General features: G+C 70.2%; 13 protein-coding genes and 1 riboswitch. Of the genes, 8 read left to right on the top strand and 5 right to left on the bottom strand.

Features of this window, described 5'->3' with window-relative positions; all coding sequences use genetic code 11:
* Nucleotides 1-15: 15 nt before the first annotated feature.
* The 3 genes from C6Y44_RS19725 to C6Y44_RS19715 are packed head-to-tail and all read right to left on the bottom strand — an operon-like array spanning nucleotide 16 to nucleotide 4,768.
* Nucleotides 16-2,451, bottom strand: coding sequence for a serine/threonine-protein kinase (locus C6Y44_RS19725; protein ID WP_225623610.1), 2,436 nt, complete (start codon nucleotides 2,449-2,451; stop codon nucleotides 16-18).
* A 5-nt stretch (nucleotides 2,452-2,456) separates the two neighbouring features.
* Complete coding sequence (locus C6Y44_RS19720; protein WP_159417673.1) at nucleotides 2,457-3,419, bottom strand: glutamate ABC transporter substrate-binding protein; 963 nt, start codon at nucleotides 3,417-3,419, stop codon at nucleotides 2,457-2,459.
* Nucleotides 3,416-4,768, bottom strand: a complete 1,353-nt coding sequence (locus tag C6Y44_RS19715) for a hypothetical protein (protein WP_120280165.1) — start codon at nucleotides 4,766-4,768, stop codon at nucleotides 3,416-3,418. The genes C6Y44_RS19720 and C6Y44_RS19715 overlap by 4 nt, the downstream gene beginning before the upstream one ends.
* 137 nt (nucleotides 4,769-4,905) lie before the next feature.
* Between C6Y44_RS19715 and C6Y44_RS19710 the strand changes: the two genes are divergently transcribed.
* Nucleotides 4,906-5,760, top strand: a complete 855-nt coding sequence (locus C6Y44_RS19710; RefSeq protein ID WP_159417674.1) for an NUDIX hydrolase — start codon at nucleotides 4,906-4,908, stop codon at nucleotides 5,758-5,760.
* Nucleotides 5,761-5,825: 65 nt separating this feature from the next.
* On the opposite strand, the gene thiE is transcribed toward C6Y44_RS19710, so the two are convergent.
* Complete coding sequence (gene thiE, locus C6Y44_RS19705) at nucleotides 5,826-6,515, bottom strand: thiamine phosphate synthase (protein ID WP_159417675.1); 690 nt, start codon at nucleotides 6,513-6,515, stop codon at nucleotides 5,826-5,828.
* A gap of 28 nt (nucleotides 6,516-6,543) precedes the next feature.
* Nucleotides 6,544-6,656: riboswitch (TPP riboswitch) on the top strand.
* Here thiE and thiO point away from each other — a divergent pair.
* The 7 genes from thiO (at nucleotide 6,653) to C6Y44_RS19670 (ending at nucleotide 12,680) form a co-directional block, all read left to right on the top strand.
* Nucleotides 6,653-7,717 (top strand): glycine oxidase ThiO, encoded by a 1,065-nt coding sequence (thiO, locus tag C6Y44_RS19700; protein ID WP_174246996.1) that lies wholly within the window; start codon nucleotides 6,653-6,655, stop codon nucleotides 7,715-7,717. (Overlaps the previous riboswitch by 4 nt.)
* Nucleotides 7,714-7,926 carry a sulfur carrier protein ThiS gene (gene thiS / locus C6Y44_RS19695; protein ID WP_006553656.1) on the top strand — a complete coding sequence of 71 codons (213 nt, stop codon included), beginning with the start codon at nucleotides 7,714-7,716 and terminating at the stop codon, nucleotides 7,924-7,926. The genes thiO and thiS overlap by 4 nt, the downstream gene beginning before the upstream one ends.
* Nucleotides 7,919-8,704: a thiazole synthase gene (gene thiG / locus C6Y44_RS19690; protein ID WP_159417676.1), complete on the top strand. Its 786-nt coding sequence runs from the start codon at nucleotides 7,919-7,921 to the stop codon at nucleotides 8,702-8,704. Before thiS ends, thiG begins: the two co-directional genes overlap by 8 nt.
* 91 nt (nucleotides 8,705-8,795) lie before the next feature.
* Entirely contained in the window at nucleotides 8,796-9,338 is a 543-nt protein-coding gene (locus C6Y44_RS19685) for a hypothetical protein (protein ID WP_225623609.1), read from the top strand.
* 68 nt (nucleotides 9,339-9,406) lie between these two features.
* Nucleotides 9,407-10,336: an ABC transporter ATP-binding protein gene (locus C6Y44_RS19680; protein ID WP_159417677.1), complete on the top strand. Its 930-nt coding sequence runs from the start codon at nucleotides 9,407-9,409 to the stop codon at nucleotides 10,334-10,336.
* Nucleotides 10,336-11,115 carry an ABC transporter permease gene (locus C6Y44_RS19675; RefSeq protein WP_120280162.1) on the top strand — a complete coding sequence of 260 codons (780 nt, stop codon included), beginning with the start codon at nucleotides 10,336-10,338 and terminating at the stop codon, nucleotides 11,113-11,115. Before C6Y44_RS19680 ends, C6Y44_RS19675 begins: the two co-directional genes overlap by 1 nt.
* 92 nt (nucleotides 11,116-11,207) lie before the next feature.
* Nucleotides 11,208-12,680 carry a M20/M25/M40 family metallo-hydrolase gene (locus C6Y44_RS19670; RefSeq protein WP_225623608.1) on the top strand — a complete coding sequence of 491 codons (1,473 nt, stop codon included), beginning with the start codon at nucleotides 11,208-11,210 and terminating at the stop codon, nucleotides 12,678-12,680.
* A 12-nt stretch (nucleotides 12,681-12,692) separates the two neighbouring features.
* On the opposite strand, the gene thiD is transcribed toward C6Y44_RS19670, so the two are convergent.
* Entirely contained in the window at nucleotides 12,693-13,538 is an 846-nt protein-coding gene (thiD, locus tag C6Y44_RS19665) for a bifunctional hydroxymethylpyrimidine kinase/phosphomethylpyrimidine kinase (protein WP_120280161.1), read from the bottom strand.
* Between the last annotated feature and the right edge of the window lie 13 nt (nucleotides 13,539-13,551).

Raw genomic sequence — 13,551 nt, 5'->3', positions numbered from 1 at the left:
GTGCCTGATCTTCGATCAGGTCAAACTACGCGGCCGGATCGCGTTCGCGAGGTCGACGAGGGTGTAACGGTGGGTGCGGGAGGGGGCGTTGCGCGCCAATTGCCGCAGCGCCGCCTCAGTGCCCAGGCGCAGTCCCTTCTCGGTGAACGGTACGTCGAGGATGCGGTCGTACTCGCGACTCGACGCCCGGCCGCTGCGCACCCATTCCAGCGCGGTCCCGAGGACGAGAGCGCGCATCTGCAGGGCGCGACCCTCGTCGGGAGGCAGCGACGCGATCCGGTGCGCGGCCTCCCGAAGATCCGCCTCGGAGATCTCCTCGACGCGGCCGCCTCGTAACAGGACCAGGGCGGCGGTCATGGTCGCTGCACTGTGGTGCCGGGAGGTCGTGGGGACCTCGTCGAGCACGTCGACGGCGGCACGGATCTCGTCGTGGGCGGTGAGCTGGCGTGCCAACCCGAAGGCCGCGCTGACGACGGCATGATCGGTGCGCCACACGACCCGGTAGGACTGCTCGCAGAAGCGTCGCCACGCGTCGGGGTCGTCGCTCTCCCAATGCTGCAGCGTCAGTTCGGCGGTGGCCCCGAGTGCGATCTTCGGGGCGATCTCGCCCGGAAGAGCCTGCAGCACCTTGTCGAATCGGGCGAACGCTGCCTCGTAGTCGTCCTGCAGCAGTTCGGCGATGCCGGCGTACCAGTCCATGCGCCAGTCGTCGCCGAACTCGCGCTCGAGGCGGGTGAGGATCTCCACCGCGCTGTCGACCTGCCCGAGATCGAGATGGGCGCGGACCTCGGCGAGGGTGATCTCCTTGGAGAACGACACATCGGATGCCCCGACGACCCGGCCGACCCCGTTCTCGCGCGCGTGCCGGAGCGAGTCGAGGGTCTGCTGCGGTTCGCTGTGCACCGCCGCGGCGAGGAGCGCGGCACTCGGATCGTTGGGGTCGAGCAGCGGGACGGGCAGCGCCGCCGCGACATCCTGACCCCGCAGTTTGGGGTCGCGCTCGATCCCGTCGGCGTACACGTCGGTGGGGACGAGCGCCTCGTCGGTGCCGAAGGTCGTGCGGGGCGGGCTGAACAGCCGGGACAGTCCGGGATGTTCGGTGCCGAGTTTCTTCGACAGGATCTCGCGCAGCACACCGGTGAGCTGTCCCTGCAGTTCGTCGGCGGACGAGAAGCGCTGCTGCGGATCGGGGTTCGTGGCCCGCAGGAGCAGGCGGTGGAAGGAGTCGAACTCGTCGAGCAGGGGAGCCTGCTCGGGGGTGGGCAGACCGTCGCGGTACCGGCCCTTGTCCGACGGCATGTCGAGGGTGAGGACCGCGAGTGTGCGTCCGACCGTATAGATGTCGCTCGCGACCGTCGGCCCGGTCCGGACGATCTCGGGTGCCTGATATCCCGGCGTCCCGTACAGATAGCCGTATCCCTCGATCGCGGAGACGGCACCGAGGTCGATGAGTTCGATCTGCTCGTCGGTGACCATGATGTTCTCGGGCTTGAGGTCGTTGTAGACCAGTCCGATGTCGTGCAGATACTGCAGTGCCGGAAGCACTTCGAGCATGTACCCGATGGCCTGCTCGACCGGGATGCGGTTCGGTGGAGGATAGTTGTCGAGCACGGTACGCAGGGTGTGACCACCCAGGTACTCCATGACGATGTACCCCATCGGGGTGCCGTCGGGTGAGGGGTGCTCGACGAAGTTGTAGATCTGCACGATGCTCGGATGGCTGACCTCGGCCAGGAACTGGCGTTCGGCCACCGCGACCGCCTGCGCCTCGGCGTCGCCACCCTGCAGCAGGCCCTTCAACACCACCCAGCGGTCGCTCACGTTGCGGTCGATCGCGAGATAGATCCACCCGAGTCCGCCGTGTGCGAGACAACCCTGCACCTCGTACTGCCCGGCGACGAGATCCCCGCGGTGCAAGGCCGGAGTGAACTGGAAATGTGTTCCGCACTGGGGACAATCGCCTTCGGTGGGGCCCGGCCCCGACGGAGTGCTGCGTCCCACCGGTTGTCCGCACTTCGAGCAGAACCTCTTGCCCTCGGAGACGTGGGGATCGCGGAGGACGGCGTCGACCGGATCCTTCGTGGTGGGGACCGGCACGTCGACGAGGCCGGCGATGCGGCGACGCTGGGTGCCGCGCGGCCGGACGCGACGGCTCGACGAGCGCTGGGAGGACGAGCCGGACCAGATCGACGAGCGCTGGGTGGATTCGGGCCGCGTGGTGGGGACGGGGCCGCGTTCGGTGGCAGGTCCGGCATCCCCGGTGGCCCGGGCGGTGGCCGGTCCCGAGTCGCTCGTCGACGGCTCGGTCGCGGGCCCGGAATCCGCCGCACGCCTGGTGGCGGGCCCGGAGTTCACTGCCCGTTCCGTGGCGGGCCCGGAGTTCACTGCCCGTTCGGTGGCGGGGCCGGAATCGACCGACGGGGTATCGGCCGGTTCGGGTTCGTCGGACATGGCCGTCACTCCCGGTAGTTCGGTGTCGGGGGTGACGGAGTGGGACCGAGCACCCGCAGGTACTTCTCGTACAGCGCCGTCCACGTCCCGTCGGAACGGATCCTTTCGAGGGTGGCGTTGACGAACCGTACGAGCTCGTCGCTGCCCAGCCGGATTCCGATTCCGTACGGCTCCGATCCCAGGGAGGGGCCGACGAGTTCGAGATAGGGGTCCTGCGAGGCGAGTCCGGCGAGGATCGTGTCGTCGGTGCTCACGGCGTCGACCTGCTGTTGTTGGAGAACGACGAGGCAGTCGGCCCACGACGGCACGGTGAGGATCGACGCCGACGGCTGCACCTCCCGCATCCGGAGCAGCGAGGTCGTGCCCTCGACGATGCACACGCGCCGGCCGGCGAGATCGGCGGCGGAGCGGATGTCGGATCCCCGGACGACGAGCACACGCTGCTGGGCCCGGAAGTACTCGGTGGAGAAGTCGACCTTCTCGCGACGGGCGCACGTGATGCTCATGGTCTTCGCGACGATGTCGACGGTGGAGTCCTGCAGCGCCTTCTCACGCTCGGCCGACGACAGGATGCGGTAGTCGACGAGAGCGGGATCGCCCAGGAGGTCGCGGGCGATCTCGCGCGCGATGTCGACGTCGAAACCGGTGATGCGCCCGGTCGCGGTGTCGCGGTAGCTCATGAGGTTGCTGCCGGTGTCGAGACCGACGATCAGCCGGCCGCGCGTGCGGATCCGATCGATCGCAGGCCCGGTGGCATCCGGGTCCGGGGGGAGGGATGCGGTGGGATCGCCGCAGTCGGGGGCGGGCGGTGTGGCCACCGAGGACTCGAGCATCCGCGCGTTCTCAGGGAGCGGGAGGGAGGTCGTCGTCCCCTGGAGGCCGGGGGCGCGCGGTGGGGGATCGGTCGCGCACCCGCCGGCGAGTGCGGCGACGACGCACAGGCTCGCAACGAGAACGCGCTTTCTCACTGGTACTCCTTCAACCGGGGCCGGAGGCCGACCCACACGCCGACCAGCGCCACCGTCAGCAGCACCACGGACATCGGTGCGAGGCCGGCGAGGGTGCGGGAGGCGCGGAACTCGTTGTCGCGCAGTTCGGTGCGGGTGTCGTCGATTCCTTCCGTCAGAGCGGCATCGAGAGCGACGAACCGCGCGGTGGACTCACCGGGACCTGCGCCGACCGCGAGGACCGAGGCCGCTGCGTAGTCGCCGCGGACGAGGGCGTCGACCATGCGTGCATGCGAGTTGATCCAGGCCTCGTGCGCCGACCGGGCGGTCTCCACCGCCTCGGCGCCGGCCTCGAGGGCGGAATCGCGAGCGTACTCGTCGAGGATGTCGCCGAGTCGCGACATGTTGGTCCCGAAGGTGTCGTCGTACGCGCCGGTCGTGTCGCGCCGGGCGATCAGCAGGGTCTCGGCGGTACGCGACTGCTGGGCGAGGATCCGTCCCTCGGTGAGATCGGCGAGCGGTGCCGCACCGCGCTCGATGGCGCGTTCGGTGGCACTCGACGAGGCCAGGCCGGCGACGAGCAACCAGCACAGCAGCGCACCGGTCGCGCCGATCGCGACGAGGATTCCGGGATTGAGGGTGCGACGAGAGCGGCGGCTCACGACGACGTGCGCCACGCACAGGGCGGCGACCGTGACGAGGAGCAACCCGATCGCGAGCCAGGGTGGTCGCACCGCGTCGCGCTGGGTGTCCTCGACGGCGGCGACGCCGCGCGTGTGCAGTTCCTGCGCAGCGGGGAGCAGTTCGGTCTGCATCAGGTGCGACGCCTCGCCGAGATATGCGGCGCCGACCGGATGCCCGGTGCGGTTGTTGGTGCGAGCCGTCTCGATGAGGCCCGTGTAGACGGGCAGCAGTCGCCCGATCTCCGTCAGATTGTGTGCGGTCTCGCGGTCGGCGTCGGTCAGTCCGGTCGCTGCGATGACGAGATATTCCGCGGCTTCGTCGGTCGCCTGGATGTAGCGACTGCGCACCGCCTCCGGTTCGAGTCCGCCCGAGATGAAGCCCGTCACGGCGGCGGCGTCGGCCACCGACAGCGCGCTGTAGAGATTCTGGGCCGCGCTGGCCAGCGGCTCGATGGACGCGAGGAGACGATCGTGGGTGGCCTGCCTGCCGGACACCATCGTTGCGGAGACCGCTGCCGAGGCGACGAGCAGCACGGTGAGCACCACCCCCAGGACCACCAACCGGACCGGCGTGGATCGCAGCAGGGCACGGGCGTCGTCGAACCGGGCGTCCGGAGTGTCCGTATCGGCGTCGTCGCGGATGTGGCTCTCGACAGGAGCGAAGGGAGGGGTGATCCGTACGTCCACCGGGCACTCCCTTCCTCGTGTCGAGCGGTCTGAGGGGAGCATATAAGCAGCCCGGCGGTATTGTTGCCGTCCACGGACGGCGGGGATCCGGTACCGGGCACAGGCCCGGACGAGGGCGGGTCGGAGAGGCGGACGCAATGCGTGGAGACGGTGACGGCTGGGCGGTCGGACCGGACGGTGAGAAGCGCTGGGGACGACACGGTGCCGCAGGTCTGCTGCTGCGCGCTCCGCTCGCGGACGGTCGCCCCGCGGTTCTCCTGCAGCATCGGGCGGCATGGTCGCACCAGGGTGGCACCTGGGCACTTCCCGGCGGAGCCCGCGACTCGCACGAGAGCACCGTCGACGCCGCCGTGCGGGAGGCCCACGAGGAGGCCGGCATCGATGTCGCGGCCGTGACGGTGCGCGCCGAACGTGTCACCTCCGGTCTCGCGGGCGGATGGACCTACACCACCGTCGTCGCCGACGCCACCGAAACGCTCGTGACCAGCCTCAACCAGGAGAGCACCGAACTGCGCTGGGTGCCCGAACCGGAGGTTGAGGCGATGGCGCTGCACAGCGGCTTCGCCGAGGCGTGGCCGTCGCTGCGCACCTCACCGGTACGCATGCTGCTCGACACCGCGAACGTGCTCGGTGCGAGCGGCCCCACCGGATGGTGGCGCGACCGCCCCGGCGCCACGAGCGCCCTGCTCGCCGACCTCGCCGCGGTCCTGCCCCGCACGGTCGAATTTCCCGACGGGACGTTCGGTTGGGTCCCCCGCGTCGAAGCGGTCCTCGAAGGGCATGCCCGCGACGCGACGATCGACGACGTCCGGATCCCGGTGCACAGCGCGGACGGCAGCGGCGACGACGAACTGGCCCGGCTGGCCTCCACCGCGACGGCCGTGGTGGATCCGGGGGTGACGGTCGTGGTCACCGCGGATCGCGGCCTGCGCGCACGGTTGCCCGAGGGCACGATCGCGATGTCGCCCTCGGCCGTGCTGGGCTGGCTGTAACGCCTCAAGCCGGCAAGTGCGGTCTTACCCGCCTTTCAGGCCGGCGTGCGGTCTTCCGCCGCCTTTCAGGCCGGCAGTGCGGCCTTCAGTGCTGCCGCGGCTGCGCGCGGATCGGAGGCCTTCGTGATCGCCCGGACCACCGCGACCCGCGTGGCCCCGGCGTCGAGCACCTCGGGGAGCCGCTCGAGATCGATGCCGCCGATCGCGAACCACGGTCGTGCCGGCTGCGACTGCGCGACCTCGCGCGTCACCTCCAGCCCCGCCGCGGTCCGTCCCGGCTTGGTCGGGGTGTCCCACACCGGCCCGGACGCGAAGTAGTCGACGCCCTCCTCGATGTCGGCGAGCGCGGCCTGCGCCCGACTCGACGTCGAGCGGCCGATGACGATCTCGTCGCCGAGGATCTGCCGCGCGTGCCGCACCGGTAGATCGCCCTGACCGAGATGCAGGATGTCGGCGCCCGACGCGAGCGCGATGTCGGCGCGGTCGTTCACGGCGAGGAGCGCACCGTGGCGTGCACACGCCTCGCCGATGATCTCGAGGGCGGCGAGTTCCTCGCGTGCCTCGAGGCGTCCGAACTTCTTCTCGCCGGCCGAGTCCTTGTCGCGCAACTGGACGATGTCGACCCCACCGGCGAGGGCCTCCTCGACGAACCGTGCGAGGTCGCCGGTGTCCCGGCGAGCGTCGGTGCACAGGTACAACCGGGCGGTCGCGAGGCGGCCGCGCGGGTCGGGATGGTTGCCGCGATAGGTGGTCACGACCAAGACGGTAGCCTCTAGGCAGAAAGTGTGACGACACGGGAGTCCCGAGGTTCGCGGGGCTGAGAGGGGGCCTGCCGGCCCCGACCGTTATGACCTGACCCGGATCATGCCGGCGCAGGGAGTGAGGTGGACCAATGGCAACTGTGGCCGTCGTGGGTGGCGGAGTGATCGGGCTGTCGATCGCATGGCGCGCAGCCCGCTCGGGGCACATCGTGACCGTGCACGACCCGAATCCCGGTAGCGGCGCCTCGTGGGTGGCCGGCGGGATGCTGGCCCCGCTGTCCGAGGGTTGGCCCGGTGAGGATCACGTGCTGTCCCTGGGTGCGGCCTCGCTCGACCGCTGGCCCGGATTCGCGGAGGCACTGCGCGCGGAGACCGGCGTCGACGTGTTCACCGCCGAGGCATCGCTGACCGTCGCGCTCGACGCGGCGGACGCCGCCGACCTGCGGACCGTCGCCGAGTGGGTCGGGGAGCGGGGGCACGAGATGCGTCTGCTCTCCCGTGCGGAGATCCGGGAGTTCGAGCCGTCGCTCGGCCCGAAGGTGCGTCTCGGACTGCTCGCGCCCACCGAGTCGTCGGTCGACAACCGCGCGCTCGTCGACGCCCTGCGCGTCGCGGCCACCGGGGCCGGGGTGCGTTTCTCCGACGCCGCCGTCCACGACCTCGCCGACCTGCCCGACGATCAGGTGGTGCTCGCCGCCGGCTCGGCGTCGGCGCGACTGTGGCCGGGGCTTCCGGTCCGTCCGGTCAAGGGCGAGATCCTGCGCCTGCGGGTGCGGCCGGGCGCGACCCCGCCGCCGCAGCGCACCGTGCGCGCGAGTGTCCACGGCCGCCCCGCCTATCTGGTGCCCCGCCACGACGGTCTCGTCGTGGGCGCGACGCAGTACGAGGCGTCCGACACGCAGGTCACGGTGGCCGGGGTGCGCGATCTGATCGCCGACGCCGAGCGGATCTTCCCGGCGCTCGGCGAGTACGAACTGTTCGAGGCGAGTGCGGGCCTGCGTCCGATGACCCCCGACAACCTGCCGCTGATCGGCCGGCTCTCCGATCGTGTCGTCGCCGCGACCGGCCACGGCCGCAACGGTGTGCTGCTCACGCCGCTCACCGTCGACGCGGTGCTCGCCGAACTCGGTGGGCGGTCGCTGGCCGACGCGCAATACGCCTGTCCTGGACGAATTACGGAAGCGAGTGTGGGATGACGAACGTGTCCGTGGGCATCACCGTCAACGGTGAGGACAAGTACTACGACGCGGCCCCGACCGTGTCGCAGCTGCTGAACGAGCTCGGTCTGCCCGAGAAGGGCATCGCGGTCGCCGTCGACGGTGTGGTGTGCCCGCGCGGCCGCTGGTCGGAGCCGGTCACGCGCGGAGCGAGCATCGAGATCCTCACGGCGGTCCAGGGTGGCTGACACACACGATCCCGGCGCCGACCTGCCGCAGCTGACCATCGCCGGCCGCACCTTCGGGTCGCGGCTGATCACCGGCACCGGTGGCGCGGCGAACCTGGCCGTGCTCGAGGAGGCGCTCGTCGCGTCGGGCACCGAGCTGACCACCGTCGCGATGCGCCGCGTCGACGCGGCCTCCGGAACCGGTGTCCTCGACCTGTTGCGCCGCCTCGGCATCGAACCGCTGCCGAACACCGCCGGGTGCCGCGGCGCGAAGGAGGCCGTGCTGACCGCGCAGCTCGGGCGGGAGGCGCTGGAGACCGACTGGGTGAAGCTCGAGGTCATCGCCGACGAACGGACGTTGCTGCCCGACGCCATCGAACTCGTCTCCGCGGCCGAACAACTCGTCGACGACGGCTTCGTCGTCCTGCCGTACACGACCGACGATCCCGTCCTCGCGCGACGCCTCGAGGACGTCGGTTGTGCTGCGGTGATGCCGCTCGGCTCGCCGATCGGGACCGGCCTCGGTATCTCGAACCCGCACCACATCGAGATGATCGTCGAGGCTGCGGGTGTGCCGGTGATCCTCGACGCGGGAATCGGAACCGCCTCCGACGCGGCGCTCGCGATGGAACTCGGTTGCGACGCCGTGCTGCTCGCGACCGCCGTCACCCGCGCGAAGGATCCGGCGCTGATGGCGTCGGCCATGCAGCACGCGGTCGAAGCAGGATTCCGTGCCCGGCACGCCGGCCGGATCCCGAAACGCTTCTGGGCCCAGGCATCTTCGCCGATGGAGCCGTGACCGCTACGGGAAACCCCTGAGCACCTTCGTGTTCAGGGGTTTTCCGATTATCGCGCGACGGGATACCGATCGGTATGTACGATCCCCGGGCATGACAATTGCACACCGAATCCTTTCCGCCGCGGCTGCCGGGCTCATGGGTGTCGCCGTCGCCGTCACGGCACCGGGCGTGGCAGGCGCCCAGGAGCCGTGCCAGCTGAGCCGGTCGAACACCGGACCGAGGACGTGCGAGATGACGCAGCTGGCCACGCCTCCCGTGCTGACACTGGGCGACGGCATCTGCGCCGGCATCGTGCGCGCGGGTGGAACCGCCTTCGACGGCCCGCTCGACGAGTCCTACGCGATCTACTCGGTGGCGGGCGCCACCCACGGGATCGAACTGCGGATCACGCAGGGCTACTCGCTTCTCGGCGAGTGGACGCCGAGCATCCTGAACTGCGACGTCACCGTCGCTTTCGACTGGCACAATCTCGACACCGGTGCCCGCGGTACGGAGACCCGCTTCGTGCCGGCCTTCCACACGAGCACCCGGCCGTTGTTCATGCACGTGTTCCCCGGACCGGGCCGCGTCGCCCTGACGATGCGTACCGAGCGACCGAGCATCCCGGTCACCACGGAGGTCTTCGTCCCCTGACGCACCGCGTGCGGCTCCGGGGTGTGTGATCGGATGCGCTCGCCGGAGCCGCACGTAGGGTGGTGCGCATGATCGAAGTGACCGGCTTGACCAAGACCTTCGGGTCCACGACCGCGGTCGACGACCTGACGTTCACGGTCCGTCCCGGCATCGTCACCGGCTTTCTCGGCCCCAACGGCGCGGGGAAGTCCACCACGATGCGCATGATCCTGGGGCTGGACCGGCCGACCTCGGGAACCGCACTGATCGAAGGGAAGCCGTACAGCGAGCTGACACGGCCGCTCACCACTGTCGGGGCGTTGCTCGACGCGAAGTGGGTGCATCCCAACCGGTCGGCGCGGTCGCATCTCGCGTGGCTGGCCGCGTCGAACGGTCTGCCCGCCTCGCGCGTCGACGAAGTGCTGCGCCAGGTGGGTCTGACGGAGGTTGCGGGCAAGCGCGCCGGCGGCTTCTCGCTCGGCATGTCGCAGCGACTCGGTCTCGCCGCCGCACTGCTCGGCAACCCGCGCGTGCTGCTGTTCGACGAACCGGTCAACGGCCTCGACCCCGAGGGCATCGTGTGGATCCGGCGGTTCATGCAGGCGCTCGCCGCGGAAGGCCGCACGGTGCTCGTGTCCAGCCACCTGCTCTCGGAGATGGCGCAGACTGCCGAACATCTCATCGTCATCGGCCGTGGACGGCTCATCGCCGACACCTCGGTGAAGGCGTTCGTCGACCGCGCCTCCGACTCGTTCGTCGTCGTGCGCAGCCCGCAGCTCGACGAGCTGCGCATCGCGCTCACCGAGCGCGGACACACCGTGCGGGAGGACGACGGTGCCCTGCACGTCTCGGGCGCTCCGGCCGCGGAGATCGGCGAACTCGCCGCGACCCGGTCGATCGTGCTGCACGAACTCGCGGGACGCAACGCGTCACTCGAGGAAGCGTTCATGAAACTCACCGGTGGCGAGGTCGAATACCACGGATCCGGAGTCGACGACGTCATGAAGGGTGGACTGTGATGAGTACGGCGCTCGACACACTGCGGGCCGAACGGATCAAGCTCACGTCGGTGCAGTCTCCGCTGTGGTGCACCGTCGTCATCGTCGCCCTCGGCCTGGGTCTGGCCGCGATCCTCGGGTCGGTCTCCCGCGCATCGGCCGGGATGGACGACGAACTGGGACGGTTCTATCCGACCGTGGACGTCGCGGTCAGCGGCGTCACCGGCTTCGGCGTGCTGGTGCTCATGATCCTCGCGGCCCTGTCGGTCACCAGCGAGTACCGCTTCGGGGTCATCCGCACGACCTTCCAGGCCACCCCGAACCGCACCCTGCTCCTGACGATGAAGGCGCTGCTCATCGGCGTGCTGGGCGCGGTGCTGACACTCGCGGTCTCGTTCGGTGCCTTCTACCTCGCGAAGGCGCTGGCCGGGCCCGACGCGGGTCGCGAACTCGTCCTCAGCGGCGACACGGCGTGGCGCGCGGTCTACGGCACCGCGATCTACGCGTTCCTGTGCGTCTTCCTCGCGATCGGTGTGGGCACGCTGCTGCGGCAGTCGGCCGGCACGATCGCGCTGCTGATGCTGTGGCCGCTGCTGCTCGAGTCGTTGTTCGCGTTGTTCGGTTCGGTGGGGCGCGAGATCCAGCCGTTCCTGCCGTTCGCGAACGCGAACAATTTCCTGGGCATCGGGCAGGGCATCGAATTCCATTGGGGTCCATGGGGTTCGCTCGTGTACTTCGCGGCCTTCTCGTTCCTGGTGTTCGCGGCCTCGCTCGTGGTGGTCAACCGCCGCGACGCCTGAGGTTCCGCCTCGGCACGCCCGAGGTACTGCTTCGACGCACTGTGCCGCACGGTTTCCCCGTGCGGCGCAGTGCTTTTTTGTACGCTCGGTCGATGGCGCGGGCGCAGACGAGATACGGCATGCGGGGAGCGGCGCTGATCGCCGCCGGTGTACTGCTGACGGCGGGATGCTCGGAGGCGGAGGTGGAGGCGCCGCCCGTCGACCCGACGGCGCTCGCCGACGCCGTGCAGCTCGATGCCGTCATGACGCACCTGACGGAACTCGAACGGATCGCCGGTGAGAACGACGGAAACCGTTCGCTCGGGACCCCCGGCTACGACGCGAGCGTCGACTACGTCGCCGGAGCCCTGCGCGACGCCGGATTCGACGTGCAGACACCGGAGTTCGACACGACCCTGTTCGCCGTCGAGAACGAGCAGCTCACCGTCGACGGGGAGCCGATGGGCGTGAGCGCACTCGGCATGTCGCCGTCGACGGGACCGGAGGGGCTCACCGCGCGTGTCGTGCGCATCGCCCCCGACGACACCCCCGGTTGCGAGGCCACCGACTACGACGGCATCGACGCGACCGGCGCGGTGGTGATCGTCGATCGCGGCGTGTGCACCTTCGCCGTCAAGGAGCAGGTCGCCGCCGAACGGGGAGCGGCCGCGCTGCTCGTCGCCAACAACGAGGACGGCCCGCTCGCGGCCGCCGGTCTCGGGGCGGAATCGAACCCCCGCATCCCGGTCGGTGGGGTGGCCGGGGCCGACGCCGAGCGTCTGTCCGCCGCGACCACCGTGACGGTGACACTCCAGACTCGCACCGAGGACCGGAAGTCGCGCAACGTGATCGCGCAGACGCGCACCGGTTCGACCGACGACGTGGTCGTCGTCGGCGCGCACCTCGACAGCGTCCCCGAAGGACCGGGGATCAACGACAACGGAACCGGCGTCGCCGCCGTCCTCGAGACCGCGCTGCAACTCGGCAGCGAGCCGGGCGTGACCAACGCCGTGCGGTTCGCGTTCTGGGGCGCCGAGGAGGTCGGACTGGTCGGCTCCACGAGGTACGTCGAGTCGCTGTCCGACGAGGAACGACTCGACATCGCCCTCTATCTGAACTTCGACATGCTCGGCTCGCCCAACGCCGGATATCTGGTGTTCGACGGCGACGACTCCGACGCCGTCGGTGAAGGACCCGGACCGGAGGGCTCGGCGGGTATCGAACGGACCTTCGCGCAGTTCTTCGACGAACGCGGAATCGAGGTCGGCGGAACGGATTTCGACGGCCGCTCCGATTACGGTCCGTTCGTCGCCTTCGGCATCCCCGCGGGCGGGGTGTTCACCGGCGCCGACGACGTCAAGACCCCCGAACAGGCCGACCTGTGGGGTGGCACCGCCGACCAGCCCTTCGACCCGAACTACCACACCCCCGAGGACACCCTGGCCGGCATCGACCGAGACGCGTTCGCCGCGGCGGCCGCCGCCGTCGCCTACGGCACGGCCGTCTACGCGAATTCGATCGACGGACCCGACGGGGTGCCCACCGGCGACCAGCGGGCCGAGGTGCGCGCCGAGTTCACCGAGTGAGAGCGGGCGCGGTCAGCGCTCGTGCAGGCGCCACAACGGGTTGACCGGGCCGTGGCCGTGACCGAGGTCGTAGGACCACTCGAGGCACTTCGTGATCCATTCCTTCGCGAACTCGACGGCCTCGGGCACCGACCGGCCGTGCGCGAGGGCCGACGCGATCGCAGCCGCGAGCGTGTCGCCGCCGCCGTGGTCGTTGCCGGTCTCGATGCGCGGCGTGCTGAACTCGAGGAAACGGTCGCCGTCGAACAGCAGGTCGGTGCTCTTCTCCGAGCTGCGCAGGTGACCGCCCTTGACGATCACCCACTGGGCGCCGAGCGCATGGAGCGCTTCGGCGGCGCGCCGTGCCGACGCGTCGTCGACGACGTCGATGCTCGTGATCAGCCGTACCTCGTCGAGATTCGGGGTGACGACGGTGGCGAGGGGGATGAGCACCCCGCGGATGGCGTCGAGGGCGTCGGAGTGCAACAGCGGGTCGCCGTGCATCGAGGCGCAGACCGGGTCGACGACGAGCGGCACCTCCATGTCGCGGCCGATGCCCACCTCGGAGCACACCTGCGCGACGGCCTCGATGATCTGCGTGGAGGCGAGCATGCCCGTCTTCGCTGCGGACACCCCGATGTCCTCGACCACGCACCGCACCTGGTCGGCCACGGTCTCGGCGGGGATCTCGTGGAACCCGCGGACGCCGACGGAGTTCTGGACGGTCACGGCGGCCACCGCGACGCATGCGTGCACACCGCACATCGCCATCGTGCGGGAGTCGGCCTGGATGCCGGCTCCGCCTCCGGAGTCGGTGCCGGCGATGGTGAGGGCTCGAACCGGGGTCTCGCCTCGAGGCGACAGGGGCAGAAGGTCCACGCGGACACCCTAC

Origin of the sequence: Rhodococcus rhodochrous, assembly GCF_014854695.1 — a bacterium.
Taxonomy (GTDB): Bacteria; Actinomycetota; Actinomycetes; order Mycobacteriales; family Mycobacteriaceae; genus Rhodococcus.
This window is presented reverse-complemented; position numbering and strand designations above follow the sequence as displayed.